Origin of the sequence: Streptomyces sp. SM11, assembly GCF_002910905.1 — a bacterium.
Classification (GTDB): Bacteria; Actinomycetota; Actinomycetes; order Streptomycetales; family Streptomycetaceae; genus Streptomyces.
In genome coordinates, this window is record NZ_NEUE01000167.1 from 1 (window position 1) to 22,015 (window position 22,015).

Genomic DNA, 22,015 nt, shown 5'->3' on the forward strand with positions numbered 1-22,015 from the left:
AGCTTGAGATAAAACCTCAGGTCGCGCGGCGGTAGGTGTTCGAGTCCCCCACATGGGGAAACGCCGGACACGGCGACGGCCGCGCCGTGATCCTCGGGTTGTGAGACCAACGAAAACCGGCGCGACCGCCGCTGTCAGTGTGCCCGATCCCAGTGCCCGCAACGCGGCCTTGCGTGAACTCAAGGAGTTCCGCGTCGATGTCCGCTCCTGCCTCACGCGTTGGGGTGATGCGCTCTTCGAGATCACCGACGCGGTGCTGTGCAGCGAAGGCCCGGTACGCAACCTGGCCGAACTCAGCCTCGTGCCCGAACACGCCCGCTCCCACGGCTCCGTCCAGCGCGCCATGAACAACGGCCGTGTCGACTTCGAGCGCTTGAACTGGTCCTTCGCCCTGCACGACCTGCCGCGCGGCCCCGGCGGCGGCATCGTGCTCGCCGTGGACACCACGCCCTGGCTACGCCCGGACGCCGGCACCAGTGACCAGCGCACTTTCTGTCATACCTACGGCCGCGCCGAGGGCGCCCACGAGATGATCCCCGGCTGGTGCTACTCCGTTGTCGCCGCCCTGACCAGCGGCCCCACCTCCTGGACCGCACCCCTGGATGCCCGCCGCCTATGCCCGGGCGAACACCTCCAAGAGATCACCGCCCACCAGCTGCGCGGTGTCGTGAGCCGGATCGTCGCCCTCGGACGCTGGACCGCGGGCGACCCGCCGATCCGGATCGTGACCGACTGCGGCTACGACGGCCCCTACCTCGCCCACCAGCTCGCCGACCTGCCCGTCGAGGTCTGCGTACGCCTGCGCGGCGACCGCGTCCTCTATCAAGACGCGCCCCCAGGCGGAGGCGTCGGCGCGAAGGGCGGCCGGCCCCGGCGCCACGGCGAGCGCTTCGAGTTCCACAACCCCGACACCTGGCAACCACCCGCCCACGACACCGTCCGCAACCTCGACAAGTACGGGAACGTCCGTGTGCGCTGCTTCGAGCGCCTGCACCCCAAGCTCAACCGGCAGACGATCTGGCAGCACCACCCCGAACCCGAACTACCCATCCTCCCGGGCACGGTGATCCGCCTGGACGTCGACCGCCTGCCCTCCGGCGGCAGCCCGAAGCCCCTGTGGCTGTGGTGGTCACGCACCGGCGCGGACGCCGACCTCGCCGACAGCACATGGTCGTGCTTCCTGCGCAGATTTGATCTTGAGCACACCTTCCGCTATTGGAAGCAACACCTGGGCTGGACGAGCATCTGCCTGCGCTCTCCTGCCGCCGCCGATCGCTGGACCGCTCTCGTCCTGGCCGTCTACACCCAGCTACGCCTGGCCCGGCCCCTGACCGCCGACCTCAAGCGCCCCTGGGAGAAACCCCTGGCCGCCCACCAGCTCACACCCGGCCGCGTCCGCCGGGGGTTTCGTCAAGTTCGCAGATCACTGCCCGTCCTCACGAACGCGCCGAAACCCTCCCGTCCCGGCCCCGGCCGTCCGCCCGGCCGACGCAACACACGGAAGGCGCCAACCTACGAGGTCGGAAACGCCCTGCTCGGCACAGCAGATCAGACAGACAAGCGAGCAACCGAACAAGGACCCCGCTGACCACCCCAGGTTTTACGGCAAGCTCAGAGTCAAGCTAAGGCCAGACGATCCCCCCGACAACGTGACAGCGCCCTCACGCGGCGTCGAAGCGACGGAGCGGTTGTGGTTCGGTGCCTCTTTCGTCGGTCTCGGAACGGGCCAGCAGGATCCAGTCGTCGATGGCTCGCCAGCGGGTCTGGAGCCAGCGGGCGAGTTCCCCGGCTTCACGGGGAACCTCTCCCGGCCGGAATGACCACCAGCGCATCCGCAGCATGGAGCCGTCCCCGGGTGGATAGCCCTCGGGAAGCCTCCAGGACAGCAGGTCCTCCAGTCCGGTGTGCGCGAGGACCAGGACCTGCGCCGTGGGGGCGGCTCGCAGCACTGCCAGGGCTCCGGCCAGATGAGGCGGCATGACGCAGGACATCGCTTCGGCTTCGTAGGCCGCGGCACCGCCCTCCCGGGACCGCACGGAGGCGATCGCCGAAGCCCGCCTCTTCGCAGTGAGGTTGGTTCCTTCGGGAAACAGGCAGAGGACTTCACGGTTGGTCAGCTGCGCGCCGGAGATCGCTAGTTGCGCCAGTGCCGCGGCCCGCCCGGCGCGGTGCCATCGGAAGAGCTCCAGCGGCTCGCCCCTCAGCAACGCACGCAGCCCCGGGTCGATTGCGACACAGCGTTTGGCGATGCCCCGCGGGCTGCGCCGCAGCACCACGCTCGCGACGCTGAGGGCGAGTTGGGTGTTCAGAATCCCTGCGTGCCTGGCGAGCACCACCACCGGCGCTCCACGATCCGGCAGAGCAAGCGGCCCTTCGAAGGCGATGCCTGCGCGGGCCCACGCCATGGCGATCCGGGCGAATCGTGTGGCGGCCAGTGCGGTCAACCGGTCGAAGGCCCGCAGGCACTCGTGCTCCGGCAGCCGCCGCAGCCGGATCCGCAGCGATCCACTCAGGCAGGTGACCGCGAAACCCCGCTGGTAGGCCGCGCACACCAGCAGCAGTCGGGCGAGACGCATGCCGGTGGGCGGCATGACGGGCAGCAGTGCCCGCAGCACGAGCAGGAACGGCGCGGCGAGGACCAGCAGGACGCAGACAGCCGCGAGCGCCATGCCGTCGGCCACCGTGGCGCATATGGCTCCGAGTCGGCTGGACCATGAGGATCCCGCACCAGGAAGTGATCTGTGCATGTCTCAGCTTTGCCATGGGACATCCGCAGCAGCAACCGGAGCCCCCTGGCCCAGAGCGCGAGGCATTCCGTGAGCGAGACTCATTGAGCGCCGAGTGTTCTCCCCGGGAGGCCTACCCGGTTCTCACCGGCCGCCCCCGCAGGGCCGCTTGCCCCCCGTGGCCAAAGGCGTGCACCCCCCCACGACGATCGGGTGGGTGCCGGCCGCCCCGGGTGGGGGCACGGTCGTATCCGGGAAGAGGAACCTGATGCCGCGCCGCGTCCGCGCGGGCCGCGCCACGGAAGCAGTGCACGGCAGTGAGCCACCATCGAGGGAGCGGCGGGGGCGACGTCATCGCGGCGGGGGCAGCCGGTCGAGGAAGACGTCGAAGGCCAGTGGTCCCACCCTGGCGACCCCGTTGAAGGGATAGTCCATCTCCAGGATCGCGATCAGGGAGAACGCGATCAGGGCCGTCAGACACAGGACCATCACCAGGTGCAGCCGACGATTGGAGATACCGAACACCAGGCAGAAGCCGACGGTGATCGCGCCTCCGCCGATGAGTGCCAGCCACAACAGCGGCGGCACTGCGTTCCTGATCGCGCTCAGACGTTCCCTGCGCCCCGAGGCCAAGCCCTCGACATGGCTGAGTGCGTGGTCGTACCGTACCTCGTCGCGTACGTCGGACCCCGGCGGACTCCAGTCCAGGGTGCGTCGGCGCATCTCGTACATCATGCGGGTCGCCTCCGGATCGCTGCGATGCCAGGCCATCAGTGGCCACTCCACCTCAATCACCCGATGGGCGTACTCCAGGGTCAGACGCTCCAGCGGAGCACCGGTCTCGACGGGCATCTCGCGCGAGATCCAGTAAAGGCCGGCCAGGCAGTCGGCCTCCTCGAAGGTGGCTTTGCGGGACTCTGCGATGTTGTCCCAGACGGTGACCACCACGAAGGCGAGCAGGACCGCGTAGAGCCCCGCGACCGCGGCAAAGACGAAGCTGGCAACGTCGTTGTACTGGCTGCGTCGCTCATACGGAGCAAACTTCTGGACCACGGCCAGCGCGACGGCTGCCACGAGCAGAGCGCCGAGGAACAAAACGATGTCCCACCAGCTCACGAGGTCCTGCCCGTGGCCGGGGACAGCACTGTGCGTTCCATGCCATAGGGCTATCACGCGGCCGCCACCGGCGCTCGGAGGCGTGGACGACGCGCCCTGGGCGGGAGACTCACTCCAGAGACGTGCCCGGAGCATCCCCGAGTTGCCGGTCCTGACGACAGACCACATGATCGGCCCAGGTATCTACCATCCCGGCCGACACGAACGGGAGGCAAGCGATGGACGGTCAGGACAAGGTCGCATTCGTGCTGGGCGGTGGCGGTGAGCGGGGCGGGAACCAGGTCGGCATGGTGCGGGCGCTGCTGGAGCGGGGCATCGTCCCCGACGTGGTCGTCGGCACCTCCATCGGAGCGGTCCAAGGGGCGATCATCGCCAAGAACCCGACTGCCACCGTCGTCTCCGAGCTGACCGAACTCTGGATGGAGTTCATCAGCATGAAGGTGATGAAGCCGTCCCTGCGCGCAGTGCTGGACAACCTCCGCCATGCCAGGATCGGTCTGACCTCGGAGGCGGCGGCCGAGCGCATGTTGCTCAACCACTTCGCCCCGCACTCCCGGATCGAGGACCTCAAGCTGCCCTTCATCTGTCCCGCATCCTCCATCGAGCGAGCTGCCCCTGCCTACTTCGACCGGGGGCTCCTGATTCCGGCGCTGCTGGCATCGTGCTGTGTGCCCGGAGTGTTCCCGCCGGTCAAAATCAACGGAGAGCACTACCTCGACGGAGGACTCATCGACTCCCTGCCCGTCGGTGTGGCCGCGTCCCTGGGTGCGACGACGATCTACGCCCTGCGCATCCGCCAGACCGAGACGCAGCTCAGCCCACCGAAGATGCCCTGGGAACTGGCCTACGTCACGTTCGAGGTGAGCCGCAGGGCTGCTGTCGAGGCCGAAGTCTCCCGCAGTCGCCCCGGGGTGACCCTGCACGCCCTCCCCAGCGGCGAGGACGATCTGGTCAAGGTCGGCCGCAGCCTGTTCAAGAGTGCCAGAGACGAGCTGGAGACCGTGCGACGACGCATCAGAATCGGCTACGACGCCACATCCGCGTATCTGGACCACGCATCTGAATCCGTGGAACCGGCCAAGGGCTGACGCCGAGGGCTGGTGGGGCATGCGGGGCCTTAGCTTGACTCTGAAGCTTCTATAGATCGTCAAGCTGTGGGAGAAGGGTCGGTTGCGCCGCTGAACTCGCTGGTGAGGTGGTGGTAGACCTCGCGCGCGACGAACCGCTTGAGGCATCTGAAGATGTCCTTCGTCTTGAGTCCTTCCAGAGTGCGCCGTGCGACGTAGTCCCGGGTGCGCGGGTCGTGACGCATGCGGACCAGCACAATTGTGTGCAGCGCACGGTTGGCCTGGCGGTCTCCGCCACGGTTGAGTCGGTGGCGGTCGGTGCGCCCAGAAGAGGCCGGCCCATGCGCGGCGGCGCACAGGTGGGCGAAGGACGCTTCCGAGGCGAGCCTGTCGGGGTTGCCTCCAGCGGTGACCAGCAGCTGTCCGGCAGTCTCGGTCCCGACGCCCAAAAGCGCGAGCAGGCCGGGCGCGGTGCGGGAGATCAGGACGCGCAGGTCAGCGTCCGCGTCCGCTATCTCCTCACTCAAGTGCAGGTACCGCTTGGCCAGGCGCTTGAGGGCGATTCTGACGGCCGTGCCAGGGTCGGCGAGATCGGCGCCGGGACGGCTGGCGGCCAGCCGTCGGACCAGTTCGGGGGTGGCCAGCGAGCGTAGTGCCTCGCGTACCGCGGCAGGCGCGGTGATGATCAGTGATTTGATCTGGTTGATGGTCTGGGTGCGGGACTTGACGGCGCTGGCACGTACGACGACGCGCAGTCCGCGGATCGCCTCGACCGCGCCATCGCGGCTCTTCGGGGTTCCTGTGGCGCGGCCTGCGAGGACCGCGGTGGCCGCGGCGTAGGCATCGATGGAATCCGACTTCCCCGATGCTCGGCGAGCCCGACGATCGGGTCGGTCCACTTCGATTACGGCGATCTGGTTGGCTCGGAGGTGACGCCCGAGTTCGGCGCCGAAGGAGCCGGCGCCCTCCATGCCTACGACAAGTACTCGGCCGTGCGAATGCAGCCACTCCAGCAGGTCCCAGTAACCCGCGGGCGTTGTGGGGAACCCCTTGGTGCCCAGGTGTCGGCCGATGGTGTCGATGACGGCGGCCTGATGAACGTCGGTGTGAGTGTCGATCCCGCCGATCACCTCGATGGGCTGTGACATGGTGGCCGGGTTCCTTGTACTTGTCGACGCGGGGGAGCGGCCAGTGGATCAGGTAGAGGTCGACGTACTCGACGCCCAGCCGGGCCCGTGACTCCTCGAACGAGGCGAGCGTCTCCTCGTACCCCTGATGCCGGCCGGGGACCTTCGTGGTGACGAGGACCTCCTCGCGGGGGACGCCGCTGCGGGCGATGCCCCGGCCGGTGCCGGTCTCGTTTCCGTAGTTGAGGGCCGTGTCGACCAGCCGGTAGCCGAGTTCCAGGGCCCCGGCGACGGCCTCCTCGGCCGCCGCGTCGTCCAGCGGGTAGGTGCCGAGTCCCGTCGCGGGGAGCCGCGTGCCGTCGTTGAGCATGTGAACCGGTGTGCCGGACACGTGCTGATCCTGTCCTTCCCGTCGCTGCCCCGTCCCGGCCAGCGTAGGGGCGCGGCCGGGACGGGGCAGGCCGGGCGGGGCCGCCGGGGGAGCGCCCCGCGGCGGACCGGGAGGGGCGCGCCGGGTGATGGACCGGCGGCGCCCCGGGGGGCGGCGCCCCGGGGGGCGGCGCCCCTTCAGGCCGCGTGGCCGCCGTCCACGACGACCTCCGTGCCTGTGACGAAGCCCGCCTCGGCGCTCACGAGGTACGCGACGAGCGAGGCGATCTCCTCCGTCGTGCCGAAGCGGCCCAGCGCGTTCGCCGTGCGCTGGCCCTCGGCCAACGGTCCGTCGGCCGGGTTGAGATCGGTGTCCACCGCGCCCGGCTGAATCACGTTCACTGTGATGCCGCGCGGCCCCAGCTCCCTGGCGAGCGGCTTGGTCAGCCCGACGAGGGCGGACTTGCTGAGCCCGTAGAGAGTGGATCCGGGCCCGCCCGCGTACCGGCTCAGGGCAGAGCCCACGGAGACGATGCGGCCACCGTCGGCCAGCCGCTCCGCCGCCGCCCGGCAGGCGAGGAAGACCGCCCGCACGTTCACCGCCAGGGTCCGGTCCAGCTCCGGCCTGGTGAGCGCGGAGACCGGGCCGAGGACGCCGATGCCCGCGTTGTTGACCAGGATGTCGAGCCGGCCGAGCGCGTCCGCGGCCCGGCGTACGAGGTCGGCGGACGCGTCGGCGTCCGCCGCGTCGCAGCGCAGGGCGACGCCCCGGCGGCCGAACCCCTCGATCTTCGCGACGACCGCACGGGCCGCCTCCTCGTCCCGTACATAGGTGACGGCGACGTCCGCGCCGTCCTGGGCGAGCCGCAGCGCGGTCGCGGCGCCGATGCCCCGGCTGCCGCCGGTGACCAGGGCGGCGCGGGACACGACGGGGGTGGGAAGGGCGTTGGACATGGCTGGTTCCTTGCCGATGGGGGAGGCCGTCGCTCCGACGGCTTCCTCCAGCAAAAGGGCATCACCACCACCCACACCGTGATCGCCGTCCTCGTCCTGCGCTTCGCGATCGTGCTGCCCGTGCTCGTGGTGACCGGATGGCGCGGGCTGCGGGCGCTGACCGGCGCGCAGTGGCGGGGCGCCGGGCTGCTGGGGCTGGTGCTGAGCGGGATCTTCCTGCTGGAGACGTACGGGGTGGTGCACACCTCCGCCACCAACGCCGGGCTGATCAGCCTCACCATGATCTTCACACCGCTGGCCGAGGCCGCCGTGACCCGGGTGCGACCGTCGGCCGGATTCGTCGCCGCGGCCGGGCTCTCCGTCGCCGGAGTGGTCCTGCTGACTCAGGGCGGCGGGTTCACCAGCCCCTCGACCGGTGATCTGCTGATGCTGCTCGCCGCCCTCGCCCGGACCGTCCACGTGCTGGCGATGGCCCGGATCAAGGCGGTCCAGGGCGCCGACTCGCTCTCCCTGACCACCGTCCAGCTCGGGGGCGCGGTCGCCGTCTTCGCCGTCCTCGCGGCCGTCCCCGGCACCGGCGCCTCGCCGTGGAGCGCGGCCGCGGACTTCGGCGCCCGGGAGTGGGCGGGCCTGGTCTTCCTCTCGGTGTTCTGCACGCTGTTCGCGTTCTTCGTGCAGATGTGGTCCGTACGCCGCACCTCGCCGTCCCGGGTCAGTCTGCTGCTCGGTACGGAACCGCTGTGGGCCGCCGCCGTCGGCATCAGCCTCGGCGGGGAACGGCTCGGGCTGCTCGGGGTGGCCGGGGCGGTCCTCGTCCTGGCGGGCACCGCGTGGGGGCGGCGCGGCGCGGACCGGGAGCGCGCCGGGGCGTGAGCGGGCCGTCGCCGTCGGGACGCGACCGCCGCCGTCAGGACTTGATGGAATCCGCGGCGATCATCACGGCCGCCCCTGCCACGATCAGCACGATGTTGACGAACAGTCCGCGGTCGCTGAGGAAGTCGATCCGCCGCACCACCGTCCACAGCCGGAACCAGCCGGTCCACTCGAACAGCAGCCCGCCCACGCCCTGGGCGAAGACGAGGAACCCGATCGTCTCGACGATTTTCTTCATGGGCCGAGCCTCCCGCCCGGCCCGAGCCCGCCGCGTCGGCCACCGGTCCCGTCCGCCGCGCCGAAAGTAGCGGGTCGTGCGACTTCGGTCGCTGCCTGGCCCCGAGACGCCCCTCCGGGACGAGGCGCTGCGTAACTTTGTCGATATGACGCGCACCGAGTACCGCTGGCTGCTCCCCTCGGCGATGGCCGATCCCGAGCTGCCCGGCGACCGGGTCAGGACACGGCGGACCGTGCGGGACTGGGCCGTCGACATCATGGCCTTCCTCTGCGCCGCGGGCATCGGCATGCTGGCCCTCGGCGCGATCGATGCCGATGACACCACGCCGGACATCGTCGTGCTCGTGGACTCGGTGGCCGGCGCGGCGGCCTGCTGCGCGCTCTGGCTCCGACGGCGCTGGCCCGTCGGCCTCGCCGTCGCCCTGACCGTCGTCTCCGTCGTCGAACCCGTGGCCGCCGGGGCACTGCTGGTGGCCCTCTTCAGCCTGGCCGTCCACCGCCCCTTCAAACCCGTGGCGATCGTCGGCGCGCTCGCGCTGGCTCTGGTGCCGCTCCAGCCGTTCCTGCGCCCCGACCCGGCGACGTCCTTCCTCGCCTCGGTCCTCTTCGGCGTTCTGCTGATCCTGTTGGTGATCAGCTGGGGCATGGCCGCACGCTCCCGGCGCCAGCTCGTCCTGACGCTCCGCGAACGGGCCCGCCGCGCCGAGGCCGAGGCGGAGCTCCGCGCCGAGCAGGCCCAGCGCCTGGCCCGGGAGGCCATCGCCCGCGAGATGCACGACGTCCTGGCCCACCGGCTGACCCTGCTCAGCGTGCACGCCGGGGCCCTCGAATTCCGGCCCGACGCCCCCGCCGCCGCGGTCGGCCGGGCCGCCGGAGTCATCCGGGACAGCGCCCACGAGGCCCTCCAGGACCTCCGCGAGATCATCGGCGTCCTGCGCGGGCCCGGCGACACCGACGAGGGCCACCGGCCGCAGCCCACCCTCGCCACCCTGGACACCCTCGTCGCCGAGTCCCGGCTCGCGGGCATGAAGGTCGCCGTCGACAACAGGGTCACCGACCCCCGGGACGCCCCCGCCGCCACCGGCCGCACGGTCTACCGGATCGTGCAGGAGTGCCTGACCAACGCCCGCAAGCACGCACCCGGCACCGAGGTGTCGCTCGCCGTGACGGGCGGCCCCGGCCAAGGGCTCACCGTCGAGGTGGAGAACCCCGCCCCCACCGAACCCTTCGAGCGGGTCCCCGGCTCCGGCCAGGGGCTCATCGGGCTCACCGAACGCGCCACCCTCGCCGGCGGCGGGCTGGAGCACGGTCCGACGAAGGACGGCGGCTTCGCGGTCCGGGCCCGGCTGCCCTGGCCCGCCGCGTGACGCCCGTGGGTACGGCGCGTCGCCGCGTCACCGCAGCCGCGACGCCTGCCCGGACGACCGCCCTGCGGGGCTCGCGCCCCGGCTGGCTACGGTGGCCGTCATGAACACCCCGGCGTCCCCCAACCCCCCGCCCGTCCGGCTGCTGATCGTCGACGACGACCCGCTGGTCCGGGCCGGACTGACCCTGATGCTCGGCGGCGACGAGGGCATCGACATCGTCGGGGAGGGCGCGGACGGCGACGAGGTCGAGGAGCTGGTCGAGCGACTGCGCCCCGACGTCGTCCTGATGGACATCCGGATGCCGGTCATGGACGGGCTCACCGCGACCGAACGACTGCGCCGCCGGCCCGGGGCTCCCGAAGTCGTCGTCCTCACCACCTTCCACGCGGACGAACAGGTGCTCCGGGCCATCCGGGCCGGGGCAGCCGGGTTCGTCCTGAAGGACACCCCGCCGGCCCGGATCGTCGACTCGGTGCGCCGGGTCGACGCGGGGGACCCGGTGCTCTCACCGGCCGTCACCCGTCAGTTGATGGCCCGAGCAGCGGGCGGCGGACCCGACGACCGGGCCGGCCGCACCGACCGCGCACGCAGGCGTTTCGACCAGCTCGGCGAGCGCGAGAAGGAGGTCGCCGTCGCCGTCGGACGCGGCGGATCCAACGCGGAGATCGCGGGCTCCCTCTACCTCAGCGTCGCGACCGTCAAGACCCACGTCTCGCGGATTCTCGCCAAACTCGAACTCAACAACCGTGTCCAGATCGCCCTGTTGGTCCACGATGCGGGCCTCCTCGACACGGACGGGGAAGACGGGGGCGGCCTACGCTGACCGGAGTGGACCGGAACGGAAGAGGGGCTGACCACCATGGCTGTGCTCGATCTGCGGGACCTGCAGGACTTCACCGTCGACCCCTATCCGTACTACGCCGAGCTGCGCGCCGAGGGGCCGGTGCACACCGTGCGCACCGAGGAGATGGAGCGCATCTGGCTGATCGTCGGATACGAGGAGGCCCGTGCGGCCCTCGCCGACCAGCGGCTCGGCAAGGACGGGCGGAACACCGGGCGCCGGGAAGCCGCCGAGGCCGTGCTCAGCGCCAACATGCTGGAGCTGGACGCCCCGCACCACACCCGGCTGCGCCGGCTCGTCGTCCGGGAGTTCACCGCCCGGCGCATCGAGGCGCTGCGCCCGCGCGTCACCGAGATCACCGCACAGCTGCTCGACGCCATGGTGCCCCAGGGCTCCGCGGACCTGGTCGACGCGCTCGCCTTCCCGCTGCCGATGACCGTGATCGGCGAACTCCTCGGCGTCCCGGACATCGACCGGGAAGCCTTCCGGGCGCTCTCGAACGGCATCGTCACCCCCACCCCGGAGCAGCGGGAGGCCGACCCGGTCGGGGAGATGAGCGCCTATCTCGACCAACTCATCGAGGACAAACGCCGCTCGCCCGGCGATGACCTGCTGAGCGCGCTGATCCGGACCCGGGACGAGGGCGGCGACCGCCTCTCCTCCGCCGAACTGGTCGGCATGGCGTTCGTGTTGCTGGTCGCCGGTCACGAGACCACCGTCAACCTGATCGCCAACGGGGTCCGGGCCCTGCTCGACCACCCCGACCAGCTCGCCCTGCTGCGCGCCGACCCGGGGCTGCTCGACAACGCGGTGGAGGAGATGCTGCGCTACGACGGACCGGTGGAGACCGCCACCTTCCGCTTCACCCGGGAGCCGGTGACGATCGGCGACACCGTGATCCCGTCCGACGAGGCGGTACTCGTCGGCCTGGCCTCCGCCGACCGCGACCCCGGCCGCTTCCCCGCCCCGGACACCTTCGACATCCGCCGCGAGCCCCAGGGGCACCTGGGCTTCGGCCACGGCGCGCACTACTGTCTGGGCGCGCCGCTCGCCCGGATGGAGGCCCGCATCGCGATCGGTGCACTGCTGGAACGCTGCCCGGACCTCGCCCGCGACCCGTCCGGCGGCGAGCTGGACTGGCTGCCCGGTCTGCTGATGCGCGGGGTGCGGGGTCTTCCGGTGCGCTGGTGAGGACCGGCCCGCACCAGGAACCGTGGTGACCACCGAACCCCCTGGTCGATCTCGCCGCGCTCGGCGAGCGGTTCACCCATGAGCGGTTCACCCGTGACCCCCGTGACCCCCCGGGGGCACTGAGCCTCCCGGTCGCCCGGTAGCGGCCGGGAGGCTCGGCCCCGGTTCAGCCGCCGGGGATCTCGGTCATCGCCACCGGCCGGCGTTCACGGCGGGAGACCTCGCACGCCTCGGCGATCCGCAGGGCTTGCAGGGCTTCCTGCCCGTCGCACGGATTGGCCAGCTCACCGCGGGCCACGCGCAGGAACGCGGCCAGCTCCGCCTCGTACGCCGGGGCGAACCGTTCCAGGAACCCAGGCCAGGGCTTCGCCGGGGCGCCGGAACCACCGGGCTCGGCCGAGGTCAGCGGCGTACGGCCGTCCAGGCCGACGGCGATCTGGTCCAGTTCGCCCGCCAGCTCCATCCGTACGTCGTACCCGGCGCCGTTGCACCGGGTCGCGGTGGCGGTGGCGAGCGTCCCGTCGTCGAGGGTGAGCAGAGCGGCGGCCGTGTCCACGTCCCCGGCCTCCCGGAACATCGCGGGTCCGGCGTCCGAGCCGGTGGCATACACCTCGCTCACCTCGCGGCCCGTCACCCAGCGCAGGATGTCGAAGTCGTGGACCAGGCAGTCGCGGTACAGCCCGCCGGAGAGCGGGAGGTAGGCGGCGGGCGGCGGGGCCGGGTCGGAGGTGACCGCGCGCACGGTGTGCAGCCGGCCGAGCCTTCCCTCCCGTACGGCGGCCCTGGCCTCGTTGTACCCGGCGTCGAAGCGCCGCATGAAGCCGAGCTGGAGCACACTGCCCGCCGCCTCGACCTCCGCGAGTGCGGCGAGTGTGCCGGGCAGGTCCAGGGCGATCGGCTTCTCGCAGAAGACGGGCAGCCCTGCGCGGGCGGCCCGGGCGACGAGTCCGGCATGGGCCGAGGTCGCCGAACAGATCACCACGGCGTCGGGCGGGCCCCCGGCCTCGCCCTCTCCGGTGAACAGGCCGTCCACCGGGACGGCCGCCGCCCCCGTCCGGGCGGCGGCGCCGGCCGCCCGCTCCGGGTCCGCGTCCGCCAGCAGCAGGGCCTCCACGGCGGGGTGGCGGCTCAGCGCCTCCGCATGGAATGTGCCGATCCGTCCCGTTCCGATCAGTCCGATGCGCATGGGCCCCAAGGTGACGTTCACCCGGTCATCATGTCAAGCATTTGTCCTGACAAATGGCGGCCGCGTCGATCGGCGGGTCCCGCCCCGGTCCGCCATGGCTTTGTCCGGACAAGCGAACTACGCTCGCCCCGTGACCGCACATGGAACCGACCGGCCGCTGCCGCTGAGCGTGGACCGCACCAGCCCGGTGCCGCTCTACTTCCAGCTGGCGCAGCAGCTGGAGGCCGCTGTGGAACAGGGCCGGCTGGCCCCCGGCGCCCTGCTCGGGAACGAGATCGACCTCGCCGCCCGCCTCGGCCTGTCCCGGCCGACCGTCCGCCAGGCCATCCAGTCGCTCGTCGACAAGGGCCTGATGGTGCGCCGCCGGGGAGTCGGCACCCAGGTCGTCCACAGCCAGGTCCGCCGCCCGCTGGAGCTCAGCTCGCTCTACGACGACCTGGAGGCGGCCGGTCAGCGCCCCGCGACCAGCGTCCTGCGCAACACCGTGGAACCGGCCACGGCCGGGGTCGCCGCAGCGCTCGGCGTCGCCGAGGGCAGCGAGGTCCACCTCGTCGAACGGCTGCGCAGCGCCCACGGCGAACCGGTCGCCCTCCTGCGCAACCACCTGCCACCGGGGCTGCTGCCCCTGCTCACCGAGGAGCTGGAGTCCACCGGCCTCTACCGGCTGATGCGCGCCTCGGGCATCACACTGCACAGCGCCCGCCAGTCGGTGGGCGCGCGCGCCGCGGACGACCGGCAGGCGCGGGTGCTGGAGGAGCCGGTGGGCGCGCCGCTGCTCACGATGGAGCGCACCACGTACGACGACACCGGCCGGGTGGTCGAGTTCGGTTCGCACGTCTACCGGGCGGAGCGGTACGCCTTCGAGTTCCAGCTCCTGGTCCGCACCTGAACGGCGTTCGCGGCCCGCACGATCAGCCCGTCCGGGGTGGGCGCCGCACGAGCCGGCTCGTGCACACGGGTTGCGCTCGGCGAGCCCCGTGCCCCAGGCTCCTGTCTCCGTCGGGCCCGCTCACGCACGGGGTCCGTCCTCAAACGCCGGACGGACCGGGGGTGCGGGCGGGAGCGGCCAGGGCTCGGGGATACTTGGGCAGCCGGCCCGGGACCGTACACTCCCCGGCCCGGTCAAGCGCACAGCGAGCAGCAGTAGAAGGGCACGGCGTCGTGGCAAGGGTTCGGACAGGGGCACGCGCGATGGGCGCCGTGCTGGCAGTGGTGCTGGGCGCCTCCCTCGCGGGATGCAGCAGCACCGGTGGCAAGCGGGCGGAAGAGCGCGCGGCCGAGGCCGCCGAGGGCCGGGCCGCGGTGAACACACCGCGCTGGACCTTCGCCATGGTCACCCACTCGGGCGACGGCGACACCTTCTGGGACATCGTCCAGAAGGGCGCCGAGCAGGCGGCCCGCAAGGACAACATCAACTTCCTCTACTCGCACGACGACGAGGCCAACCAGCAGGCCCAGCTCGTCCAGACCGCGATCGACAAGAAGGTCGACGGGCTGATCGTCTCGCTGGCCAAGCCGGACGCGATGAAGGCCATGGTCGCCAAGGCCGTCAAGGCGGGCATCCCGGTCGTCACCGTGAACTCCGGCTCCGCGGAGTCGAAGGAGTTCGGCGCCCTGACCCACATCGGCCAGGACGAGTCGATCGCCGGCGAGGCCGTCGGCGACGAGCTGAACAGCCGGGACCGCGAGAAGGCGCTGTGCGTCCTGCACGAGCAGGGCAACGTGGGGCACGAGCAGCGCTGCGCCGGAGCGAAGAAGACCTTCGACGGCACGATGCAGAACCTGTACGTCGACGGCACCAACATGCCCGACGTCACGGCGTCCATCGAGGCCAAGCTCCAGTCCGACACGAGCATCGACGCGGTCGTCACGCTCGGCGCCCCCTTCGCCGACGCCGCCGTCCAGGCGAAGCAGACCGCCGGGAGCAAGGCGGAGATCGACACCTTCGACCTCAACGCCAAGGTCGCCACCGGTCTCCAGACCGACAAGCTCGGCTTCGCCGTCGACCAGCAGCCCTACCTCCAGGGCTACGAGGCCGTCGACCTGCTCTGGCTCCACCGCTACAACCGCAACGTCCTCGGCGGCGGCCTCCCCGTCCTGACCGGCCCGCAGATCATCACCAAGGACGACGCCGACGCCCTGGCCGACTACACCAAGCGGGGTACGCGATGAGCGGCTCGACCGCCGCACCGGAGACGGTGGACGAGCGGCTGGTGCGCACCTCGCCGCTGCGCAAACTGCTCGGCCGCCCCGAACTCGGCTCGGTCGTCGGCGCGGCGGCCGTCTTCCTGTTCTTCGCGATCGTCGCCGACAGCTTCCTCCAGGCCTCCAGCTTCGGCACCGTGCTGTACGCGGCCTCCGTCCTCGGCATCATGGCCGCCCCGGTCGCGCTGCTGATGATCGGCGGCGAGTTCGACCTCTCCGCCGGGGTCATGGTGACCAGCTCCGCGCTGATCTCCTCGATGTTCAGCTACCAGATGACGGCCAACGTCTGGGTCGGCGTCTTCGTGTCGCTCCTGGTCACCCTCGCCATCGGCGCGTTCAACGGTTTCGTGCTGACCCGCACCAAGCTGCCGAGCTTCATCATCACGCTCGGCACGTTCCTGATGCTGACCGGCCTCAACCTCGGCTTCACCAAGCTGATCAGCGGCACCGTCTCCACCAAGGCCATCGGCGACATGGAGGGCTTCGAGTCCGCCCGTGCGCTGTTCGCGTCGACGCTCACCCTCGGCGGCGTCGAGTTCAAGGTGACGATCCTGTGGTGGGCGGCGCTCGTCGGCACCGCCACCTGGATCCTGCTCCGTACCCGCTTCGGCAACTGGATCTTCGCTGTCGGTGGCCAGGCCGACGCGGCCCGCGCGGTCGGCGTCCCGGTCATCCGCACCAAGATCGGGCTCTACCTGGGCGTCGCCTTCGCCGCCTGGGTCTCCGGACAGCACCTGCTGTTCAGCTACGACGTCGTCCAGTCCGGCGAGGGCGTCGGCAACGAGCTGACGTACATCATCGCCGCCGTCATCGGCGGCTGCCTGATCACCGGCGGCTACGGCTCCGCGATCGGCTCGGCCGTCGGCGCCTTCATCTTCGGCATGACCAGCAAGGGCATCGTGTACGCCGAGTGGAACCCGGACTGGTTCAAATTCTTCCTGGGAGCGATGCTGCTCCTGGCCACCCTGCTCAACGCGTGGGTGCGCAAGCGCGCGGAGGCGACGGCATGACGGCCACCCCTGAAGACCTCGCGGGAGCGACCGCGGGACCGCTGGTCGAGCTGGCCGACGTGTCCAAGTTCTACGGGAACATCAAGGCCCTGGAGCATGTCTCACTGGTCGTTCACGCGGGTGAGATCACCTGCGTCCTCGGGGACAACGGCGCCGGCAAGTCCACCCTCATCAAGATCATCGCGGGGCTGCACCGGCACGACGCCGGACGCTTCCTGATCGAGGGGGAGGAGACCACCCTCGCCAACCCGCGCGACGCCCTGGACCGGGGCATCGCCACCGTCTACCAGGACCTCGCGGTCGTCCCCCTGATGCCGGTCTGGCGGAACTTCTTCCTCGGCTCCGAACCCACGCTCGGCGCCGGCCCCTTCAAGCGCCTCGACGTCCGGAAGATGCGCGAGACCACCCGTACCGAACTGCTGCGGATGGGCATCGACCTGCGCGACGTCGACCAGCCCATCGGCACCCTGTCCGGCGGCGAACGCCAGTGCGTGGCCATCGCCCGCGCCGTCTACTTCGGTGCGAAGGTCCTGGTACTGGACGAGCCGACCGCCGCCCTCGGAGTCAAGCAGTCCGGCGTGGTCCTCAAGTACGTGGCGGCCGCCCGCGACGCCGGCCTCGGCGTGGTCCTCATCACGCACAACCCGCACCACGCCCATCTCGTCGGAGACCGCTTCATCCTCCTCAAGCGCGGCGCGATGTCCGGCAGCCACACCAAGGACGATGTCACGCTGGACGAGCTGACCCGGCAGATGGCGGGCGGCAGCGAGCTGGAGGAACTCGGCCACGAGCTGGAACGCACCCCGACCCCCACCCTCCCGGGCGTCCATGGTGCGAAGGGCGAGACTCCCTGAGCGGCGACCGGCCCGGCGCGGCCGACCCCGCCCACCGGCCACCCGGGGCCGGGCAGTGGCAGAATCGAGCCCGGCGGGCGCCGTCCGCCGCCGGCCGCGACCGCGGCCCGGCCCCCCAGACCCCGCAGGGACGATGAGCACGTACCGCGACTTCGCACACCGCGGCTCCGCCCGCGCCACCGTCCTCAAGACCGTCGGCACCAAGGAACGCCGCTCGCACCTCACCGCCCCCCGGGTCCCCACGGTCGGGATCGACATCGGCGGCACCAAGGTGATGGCGGGCGTCGTCGACGCCGACGGCAACATCCTGGAGCAGCTCCGCACCGAGACGCCCGACAAGTCCAAGAGCCCCAAGGTCGTCGAGGACACCATCGTCGAACTCGTCCTGGACCTCTCCGACCGCCACGACGTCCACGCGGTGGGCATCGGCGCGGCGGGCTGGGTGGACGCCGACCGTTCGAAGGTCCTGTTCGCCCCGCACCTCGCCTGGCGCGACGAGCCCCTGCGCGACGCCATCGCCTCCCGCCTCGTCGTTCCCGTCATGGTCGACAACGACGCCAACACCGCGGCCTGGGCGGAATGGCGCTTCGGAGCGGGCCGCGGCGAGGACCACCTCGTCATGATCACCCTCGGTACGGGCATCGGCGGCGCGATCCTGGAGGACGGCCAGGTCAAGCGAGGCAAGTACGGGGTGGCCGGTGAGTTCGGCCACATGCAGGTCGTGCCCTCGGGCCACCGCTGCCCCTGCGGCAACCGCGGCTGCTGGGAGCAGTACAGCTCCGGCAACGCCCTGGTCCGCGAGGCCAGGGAGCTGGCCGCCGCCGACTCCCCGGTCGCGCACTATCTGCTGGACCGGGTGAAGGGGAACATCCCCGACATCACCGGGCCGCTCATCACCGAACTGGCCCGCGAGGGCGATGGGATGTGCATCGAGCTCCTCCAGGACATCGGCCAGTGGCTCGGCGTCGGCATCGCCAACCTGGCCGCCGCGCTCGACCCGTCCTGCTTCGTCATCGGAGGCGGCGTCAGCGCCGCCGACGACCTCCTGATCGGCCCGGCCAGGGACGCCTTCAAGCGCCACCTCACCGGCCGCGGCTACCGTCCCGAGGCCCGGATCGTGAAGGCGCAGCTCGGCCCCGAGGCGGGTATGGTCGGCGCCGCGGACCTGGCCCGGCTGGTCGCCCGCCGGTTCCGCCGGGCCAACCGGCGGCGCGTCGAGCGGTACGAGAGGTACGCCCAGATCTACGACCAGGCGGCGAGCACCATCCGCAACACGCGGTCCACCCGTACCGCCGACTGAACCGCAGCCGCCCTCTTCGGCGTCGACCCTTCAGTACGCCGTCACCGCAGCACCTTAGGGACCACCTGATCATGATCGCAGCCGAGCACCCCGCGGTGCCGCACCAGTCGGAGTCTCCGGGCGACGGCGAGGGCAAGCCACCCGAGGACCGGCGGCATGTGTTCAAACGGCGTTTCATCACCGCGACGATCATCGTGCTGCTGATCGGTATCCCGGCTGGCTACCTGCTGATCTCGGCCGGTCAGAGCCGCCGCTCGGGCCAGGACAAGGAGGCCGAGGCTGCCGCCCAGGGCCTCCGCGAGGGCTGGCCCTCCAAGATGCAGCGCCGGATCTTCGAGATCCCGATCCCCGGCAACGGGCAGGGCGTCCAGTACTACGAGACGAACAACTGGAAAGCCAGCCGGATGTACGCGAAGTTCCGGACGACCTCCGCCGGTCTCGACCGCTTCCTGACCGGAGTGGGCACGGGACGCGCGGCGCTGAAGCCGGACACGATCGACATCAGCTCCCGGGACATCAAGATCGCCGGCTGGTTCTTCGGCCCGGGCGAGGACTGGGCCAGCACCACGCACAGCAACAAGAAGCCGCGCCCCACCCAGAACATCACGGTCAACATGACCGACCCGGCCAGCCCGGTGGTGTACGTGGTCTCGGCGGCGACCCCTTGACGCCCCGCCGTCCGGCGGGCGTACCGGGACGCGCGGACCGCCGGTAGCCGAGAACCGGCCGCGCGCCCCCGGCTCGTCTCGAAGACAACCTGCGAGGAAGTGTTCCGGGAGGCGATGATGATCGCTATGCCGGAAGTTCTGGAGATCCTCGCCCTCGCCTGTACCGGTCTGTACGCCGGATACATGCTCGCCTTCCTGTCGGGCGTCATGCCCGCCCTCAAGGAGGTGGACGACGCGTCGTTCACCCTGATCATGCGGACGGTGAACCGGAAGGTTCCCGGTCCGCTCTTCCTCGTTCTCTTCCTCGGGTCGCTCGCCTTCCCCGTGGCCTCGTTCTTCGTCGAGCCGGACGGGCGGGCGGGCGGCGACACGGCCCTGGTGGGCGTCGCAGCCGTCTGTGCGCTGGTGGGCCACCTCGTCACCTCGGGTGGCAATGTCCCGCTGAACAACGCCCTGGAGGCGTCGAAGGGGCGGGGCGACGAGCGGAGCGCCCGTACGGCGTTCGAGGGCCGGTGGAACGCTCTGCACGCCCTGCGCACGCTGCTGGCCGCCGCCGCATTCGTCCTGGTCGCCGTGGCCGTCACCGGCTGAGGCGGTGCCCCGGTTCCGTGGGCGCGGGTCCGTACCTACGCGAAGCGCCGCCGGGATGAGACGATGGCGAATGAAAATGAGTCTGTGAGCTATTCAACGTCTGCGTTCCGGAGACTTTAATGAAGTCATGAGCACTCACGGACAGAACACGCCGCCCATCCTCGTCATCGGCGGCACCGGCAAGACCGGACGGCGCGTCGTGGAGCGACTGGAGACGCTGGGCCGCCCGGCCCGCGTCGGCTCGCGCTCCGGCGAGATCCCCTTCGTCTGGGAGGACGAGAACACCTGGGAGGCCGCTCTCGACGGAGTCTCCGCGGCCTACGTCACGTACTACCCGGACCTGGCGTTCCCCGGCGCCAGGGAGGCCGTCGGGCGGTTCGCCGCCGTCGCGGTGGCGCGGGGCGTCAAGCGCCTCGTGCTGCTCTCCGGCCGGGGCGAGGAAGGGGCGGTCGCCAGCGAGGACGCCCTCAAGGCCTCGGGTTGCGACTGGACCGTCGTCCGCTGCAACTGGTTCAACCAGAACTTCAGCGAGAGCTTCTTCCTCGACCCGGTCCTCTCCGGCGAGCTGGCGCTGCCGACCGGTGACGCCGTCGAGCCCTTCGTGGACGCCGACGACATCGCCGACGTCGTGGTCGCCGCACTCACCGACGACCGCCACATCGGCAAGACGTACGAGCTGTCCGGACCGCGGCTGCTGAGCTTCCACGACGTGGCGCGCGAGTTGTCGGCCGCCACCGGCCGGACCGTCACCTACATCCCGGTCGGCGTCGACGACTACCGTGCGGCGCTCCGGGAGCTGGGCGAGCCGGAGGAGTTCGCCGATCTCTTCACGCTGATCGTCGACGGCCGCAACGCCAGCATCGTGCACGGCGTCCGCGAAGCGCTCGGGCGGGAGCCCAAGGACTTCGCGGACTACGCCAAGGGGGCGGCGGCAGGCGGGGCCTGGAACGCCTGACCGCTCCTGTTCCGAGCAGCGGTGGTCCGCCGGCCGGGGAGCCGGTCGGCGGACCACCCTGTCGACCGTGTGTCGCCACATACCGACAAGTCGGGGGTCCGGCAGCGCAGCGCCGGAACGCCCGGAGAAAAGAGGGACGCGATGGACGGGCCGGCGTGGGAGGGCAGAGGTGTGGGCGCGCTGCCCCGCCACCTCCGCGGATTCGCGCAGACGCATCTCGCGCTGCGACGTGACTCCCGCCGACTGGTAGCCGCGGTGCCGCTGTTGACATCGGCCGGAGTGCCCGCGGTCGCGGAGTGGTGGCGGCAGTTCCGCGCCATCGTCGACTGGCACCACCGTACCGAGGACGAGATCCTCTGGCCGGGCCTGATCGAGCACGCGCCCGAGATCGCCGCCGGATCGCACCGCATGGTCCAGGACCACGTGGCACTCGACGACTCCATGCTCCGGGTGGCCCGGGCCCTGGAGACGGGCCGGGCCGAGGCACTGGACGGCCCCGCCGGCATGTTCGACTCCGTACTCCACCAACACCTGCACGAGGAGGAGGAGCTGACGTTCCCGGTCTTCGCCCGGGTGCCGCCGGACGTCTTCACCGCTCTGGAACGTCGGGTCCTGGCCGCAGCCCCCTTCGGCGTCAAGCGGATCCTGCCGCCCTGGCTGCTGGACGGACTCCCCGACCCGGACGGAGTGATACCGGGACCGGTGCGGCTGATCGGCCGCACGCTGCTCCTGAAGCGCTACCGCCGCTCCGTGACAGGACTGCTGGAACCCACCTGAGCCGGACCCGCGTCCGCCGGAGCCGGCGGCCCGTACCACCGAACGAGCGGAGAGACACCATGAGCCCAGCCTCCTCCCGTCCCGAACCCGCCCTCCTCGCCGCGACCGTCGGCACCGGTCTGATGGCCGGGCTGTACCTCGCCTTCGACATCGGTGTGATGCCCGCGCTGGCGCGCCGCGACGACGAGGGGTTCGTCAGCGCGATGCGCCGGGCCAACGACGCCCTCGACGACAGCGCCTCCTTCGGGGCCCTCTTCCTCGGGGTGTTCGTGGCCACCGGGGTCGCCGCCCGTCGGCTCCGCCACGCCGAGCAGGGCGAAGCCGCCCGGCGGGCCAGGGCCGCCGCGGTGCTCTACGGGCTCAGCGTCGCGGTGACCATCGGCGTCAGCCTGCCGCTGAACCGCCGGCTCCGGAACGCTCCCGTGGCACCGTCGGCGGCGGTGCGGGCCGCCCGGACCGCCTACGAGCGGCCGTGGCGGACTGCCAACGCCGTCCGTACGGCCGCCTGCCTGGGGGCCCTCGCGCTGCTCGGTGACGCGGCCAGGCGGCGGGTGGCCGCCCGGACACGGTGATGGGGAGGTGTCGAGCGGAGAATCGGGAA

General features: G+C 71.3%; 21 protein-coding genes and 2 pseudogenes. 16 read left to right on the top strand and 7 right to left on the bottom strand.

What is annotated here, in order from left to right; all coding sequences use genetic code 11:
• Positions 1 to 139: 139 nt before the first annotated feature.
• On the top strand, positions 140 to 1,588 hold the full coding sequence (locus B9S58_RS15035) for an NF041680 family putative transposase (protein ID WP_103532603.1): 1,449 nt from the start codon (positions 140 to 142) through the stop codon (positions 1,586 to 1,588).
• Between the two features lie 73 nt (positions 1,589 to 1,661).
• Here the strand turns inward: B9S58_RS15035 and B9S58_RS15040 are convergent, their stop codons facing one another.
• Positions 1,662 to 2,669 (bottom strand): hypothetical protein, encoded by a 1,008-nt coding sequence (locus tag B9S58_RS15040; RefSeq protein ID WP_146063509.1) that lies wholly within the window; start codon positions 2,667 to 2,669, stop codon positions 1,662 to 1,664.
• A 408-nt stretch (positions 2,670 to 3,077) separates the two neighbouring features.
• Positions 3,078 to 3,842, bottom strand: a complete 765-nt coding sequence (locus B9S58_RS15045) for a DUF4239 domain-containing protein (protein ID WP_258044517.1) — start codon at positions 3,840 to 3,842, stop codon at positions 3,078 to 3,080.
• Positions 3,843 to 4,060: 218 nt separating this feature from the next.
• On the opposite strand from B9S58_RS15045, the gene B9S58_RS15050 reads away from it, so the two are divergent.
• Positions 4,061 to 4,930: a patatin-like phospholipase family protein gene (locus B9S58_RS15050; protein WP_103532615.1), complete on the top strand. Its 870-nt coding sequence runs from the start codon at positions 4,061 to 4,063 to the stop codon at positions 4,928 to 4,930.
• 59 nt (positions 4,931 to 4,989) lie between these two features.
• Here B9S58_RS15050 and B9S58_RS15055 read toward each other — a convergent pair whose 3' ends face one another.
• The 3 genes and pseudogenes from B9S58_RS15055 to B9S58_RS15065 all read right to left on the bottom strand — a co-directional run bounded on the left by B9S58_RS15055 (position 4,990) and on the right by B9S58_RS15065 (position 7,359).
• Positions 4,990 to 6,039, bottom strand: coding sequence for an IS110 family transposase (locus B9S58_RS15055; RefSeq protein ID WP_374935681.1), 1,050 nt, complete (start codon positions 6,037 to 6,039; stop codon positions 4,990 to 4,992).
• Positions 6,040 to 6,073: 34 nt separating this feature from the next.
• Positions 6,074 to 6,427, bottom strand: a pseudogene (locus B9S58_RS15060) (aldo/keto reductase); the annotation flags it as partial.
• A 176-nt stretch (positions 6,428 to 6,603) separates the two neighbouring features.
• Positions 6,604 to 7,359 carry an SDR family NAD(P)-dependent oxidoreductase gene (locus B9S58_RS15065; RefSeq protein ID WP_103532655.1) on the bottom strand — a complete coding sequence of 252 codons (756 nt, stop codon included), beginning with the start codon at positions 7,357 to 7,359 and terminating at the stop codon, positions 6,604 to 6,606.
• Between the two features lie 42 nt (positions 7,360 to 7,401).
• Here B9S58_RS15065 and B9S58_RS15070 point away from each other — a divergent pair.
• Positions 7,402 to 8,232 (top strand): annotated as a pseudogene (locus tag B9S58_RS15070) (DMT family transporter); the annotation flags it as partial.
• 34 nt (positions 8,233 to 8,266) lie between these two features.
• Here the strand turns inward: B9S58_RS15070 and B9S58_RS15075 are convergent.
• The gene (locus B9S58_RS15075) at positions 8,267 to 8,470 is read right to left on the bottom strand and encodes a hypothetical protein (protein ID WP_103532617.1); all 204 of its coding nucleotides are present in this window, start codon (positions 8,468 to 8,470) and stop codon (positions 8,267 to 8,269) included.
• 145 nt (positions 8,471 to 8,615) lie between these two features.
• Between B9S58_RS15075 and B9S58_RS15080 the strand changes: the two genes are divergently transcribed.
• The 3 genes from B9S58_RS15080 (at position 8,616) to B9S58_RS15090 (ending at position 11,868) form a co-directional block, all read left to right on the top strand.
• The gene (locus B9S58_RS15080) at positions 8,616 to 9,836 is read left to right on the top strand and encodes a sensor histidine kinase (protein ID WP_103532618.1); all 1,221 of its coding nucleotides are present in this window, start codon (positions 8,616 to 8,618) and stop codon (positions 9,834 to 9,836) included.
• A gap of 100 nt (positions 9,837 to 9,936) precedes the next feature.
• On the top strand, positions 9,937 to 10,659 hold the full coding sequence (locus B9S58_RS15085) for a response regulator transcription factor (protein WP_103532619.1): 723 nt from the start codon (positions 9,937 to 9,939) through the stop codon (positions 10,657 to 10,659).
• A gap of 36 nt (positions 10,660 to 10,695) precedes the next feature.
• A complete protein-coding gene (locus B9S58_RS15090; protein ID WP_103532620.1) occupies positions 10,696 to 11,868 on the top strand; it encodes a cytochrome P450 in 1,173 nt (390 codons plus the stop codon).
• Positions 11,869 to 12,034: 166 nt separating this feature from the next.
• Here B9S58_RS15090 and B9S58_RS15095 read toward each other — a convergent pair whose 3' ends face one another.
• A complete protein-coding gene (locus B9S58_RS15095) occupies positions 12,035 to 13,054 on the bottom strand; it encodes a Gfo/Idh/MocA family oxidoreductase (RefSeq protein ID WP_103532621.1) in 1,020 nt (339 codons plus the stop codon).
• A 130-nt stretch (positions 13,055 to 13,184) separates the two neighbouring features.
• Here B9S58_RS15095 and B9S58_RS15100 point away from each other — a divergent pair, with 130 nt between their 5' ends.
• The 10 genes from B9S58_RS15100 to B9S58_RS15145 all read left to right on the top strand — a co-directional run bounded on the left by B9S58_RS15100 (position 13,185) and on the right by B9S58_RS15145 (position 21,986).
• On the top strand, positions 13,185 to 13,943 hold the full coding sequence (locus B9S58_RS15100; RefSeq protein WP_103532622.1) for a GntR family transcriptional regulator: 759 nt from the start codon (positions 13,185 to 13,187) through the stop codon (positions 13,941 to 13,943).
• 302 nt (positions 13,944 to 14,245) lie between these two features.
• Positions 14,246 to 15,226, top strand: a complete 981-nt coding sequence (locus tag B9S58_RS15105) for a sugar ABC transporter substrate-binding protein (protein WP_103532623.1) — start codon at positions 14,246 to 14,248, stop codon at positions 15,224 to 15,226.
• Positions 15,223 to 16,269 carry an ABC transporter permease gene (locus B9S58_RS15110; protein ID WP_103532624.1) on the top strand — a complete coding sequence of 349 codons (1,047 nt, stop codon included), beginning with the start codon at positions 15,223 to 15,225 and terminating at the stop codon, positions 16,267 to 16,269. The genes B9S58_RS15105 and B9S58_RS15110 overlap by 4 nt, the downstream gene beginning before the upstream one ends.
• Positions 16,266 to 17,123: an ATP-binding cassette domain-containing protein gene (locus tag B9S58_RS15115; RefSeq protein ID WP_103532625.1), complete on the top strand. Its 858-nt coding sequence runs from the start codon at positions 16,266 to 16,268 to the stop codon at positions 17,121 to 17,123. The genes B9S58_RS15110 and B9S58_RS15115 overlap by 4 nt, the downstream gene beginning before the upstream one ends.
• Positions 17,124 to 17,256: 133 nt before the next feature.
• Positions 17,257 to 18,423 (top strand): ROK family glucokinase, encoded by a 1,167-nt coding sequence (locus B9S58_RS15120; RefSeq protein WP_103532626.1) that lies wholly within the window; start codon positions 17,257 to 17,259, stop codon positions 18,421 to 18,423.
• Between the two features lie 71 nt (positions 18,424 to 18,494).
• Positions 18,495 to 19,091: a hypothetical protein gene (locus tag B9S58_RS15125; RefSeq protein ID WP_103532627.1), complete on the top strand. Its 597-nt coding sequence runs from the start codon at positions 18,495 to 18,497 to the stop codon at positions 19,089 to 19,091.
• Positions 19,092 to 19,217: 126 nt separating this feature from the next.
• Positions 19,218 to 19,682 carry a DUF1772 domain-containing protein gene (locus tag B9S58_RS15130; RefSeq protein ID WP_258044519.1) on the top strand — a complete coding sequence of 155 codons (465 nt, stop codon included), beginning with the start codon at positions 19,218 to 19,220 and terminating at the stop codon, positions 19,680 to 19,682.
• A 127-nt stretch (positions 19,683 to 19,809) separates the two neighbouring features.
• Positions 19,810 to 20,637 carry an NmrA family NAD(P)-binding protein gene (locus tag B9S58_RS15135; protein ID WP_103532628.1) on the top strand — a complete coding sequence of 276 codons (828 nt, stop codon included), beginning with the start codon at positions 19,810 to 19,812 and terminating at the stop codon, positions 20,635 to 20,637.
• 141 nt (positions 20,638 to 20,778) lie between these two features.
• Positions 20,779 to 21,414, top strand: a complete 636-nt coding sequence (locus tag B9S58_RS15140; RefSeq protein WP_103532629.1) for a hemerythrin domain-containing protein — start codon at positions 20,779 to 20,781, stop codon at positions 21,412 to 21,414.
• A 59-nt stretch (positions 21,415 to 21,473) separates the two neighbouring features.
• Positions 21,474 to 21,986 carry an anthrone oxygenase family protein gene (locus B9S58_RS15145; RefSeq protein WP_103532630.1) on the top strand — a complete coding sequence of 171 codons (513 nt, stop codon included), beginning with the start codon at positions 21,474 to 21,476 and terminating at the stop codon, positions 21,984 to 21,986.
• The last annotated feature ends 29 nt before the right edge of the window (positions 21,987 to 22,015 follow it).

Coding starts and splice junctions, on each gene's coding strand:
- B9S58_RS15080 (WP_103532618.1), top strand. CDS start 8,616: ATGACGCGCACCGAGTACCGCTGGCTGCTCCCCTCGGCGATGGCCGAT.
- B9S58_RS15125 (WP_103532627.1), top strand. CDS start 18,495: ATGATCGCAGCCGAGCACCCCGCGGTGCCGCACCAGTCGGAGTCTCCG.
- B9S58_RS15040 (WP_146063509.1), bottom strand. CDS start 2,669: ATGGCGCTCGCGGCTGTCTGCGTCCTGCTGGTCCTCGCCGCGCCGTTC.
- B9S58_RS15085 (WP_103532619.1), top strand. CDS start 9,937: ATGAACACCCCGGCGTCCCCCAACCCCCCGCCCGTCCGGCTGCTGATC.
- B9S58_RS15120 (WP_103532626.1), top strand. CDS start 17,257: ATGAGCACGTACCGCGACTTCGCACACCGCGGCTCCGCCCGCGCCACC.
- B9S58_RS15095 (WP_103532621.1), bottom strand. CDS start 13,054: ATGCGCATCGGACTGATCGGAACGGGACGGATCGGCACATTCCATGCG.
- B9S58_RS15050 (WP_103532615.1), top strand. CDS start 4,061: ATGGACGGTCAGGACAAGGTCGCATTCGTGCTGGGCGGTGGCGGTGAG.
- B9S58_RS15130 (WP_258044519.1), top strand. CDS start 19,218: ATGCCGGAAGTTCTGGAGATCCTCGCCCTCGCCTGTACCGGTCTGTAC.
- B9S58_RS15105 (WP_103532623.1), top strand. CDS start 14,246: ATGGGCGCCGTGCTGGCAGTGGTGCTGGGCGCCTCCCTCGCGGGATGC.
- B9S58_RS15135 (WP_103532628.1), top strand. CDS start 19,810: ATGAGCACTCACGGACAGAACACGCCGCCCATCCTCGTCATCGGCGGC.
- B9S58_RS15145 (WP_103532630.1), top strand. CDS start 21,474: ATGAGCCCAGCCTCCTCCCGTCCCGAACCCGCCCTCCTCGCCGCGACC.
- B9S58_RS15110 (WP_103532624.1), top strand. CDS start 15,223: ATGAGCGGCTCGACCGCCGCACCGGAGACGGTGGACGAGCGGCTGGTG.
- B9S58_RS15115 (WP_103532625.1), top strand. CDS start 16,266: ATGACGGCCACCCCTGAAGACCTCGCGGGAGCGACCGCGGGACCGCTG.
- B9S58_RS15090 (WP_103532620.1), top strand. CDS start 10,696: ATGGCTGTGCTCGATCTGCGGGACCTGCAGGACTTCACCGTCGACCCC.
- B9S58_RS15140 (WP_103532629.1), top strand. CDS start 20,779: ATGGACGGGCCGGCGTGGGAGGGCAGAGGTGTGGGCGCGCTGCCCCGC.
- B9S58_RS15065 (WP_103532655.1), bottom strand. CDS start 7,359: ATGTCCAACGCCCTTCCCACCCCCGTCGTGTCCCGCGCCGCCCTGGTC.
- B9S58_RS15075 (WP_103532617.1), bottom strand. CDS start 8,470: ATGAAGAAAATCGTCGAGACGATCGGGTTCCTCGTCTTCGCCCAGGGC.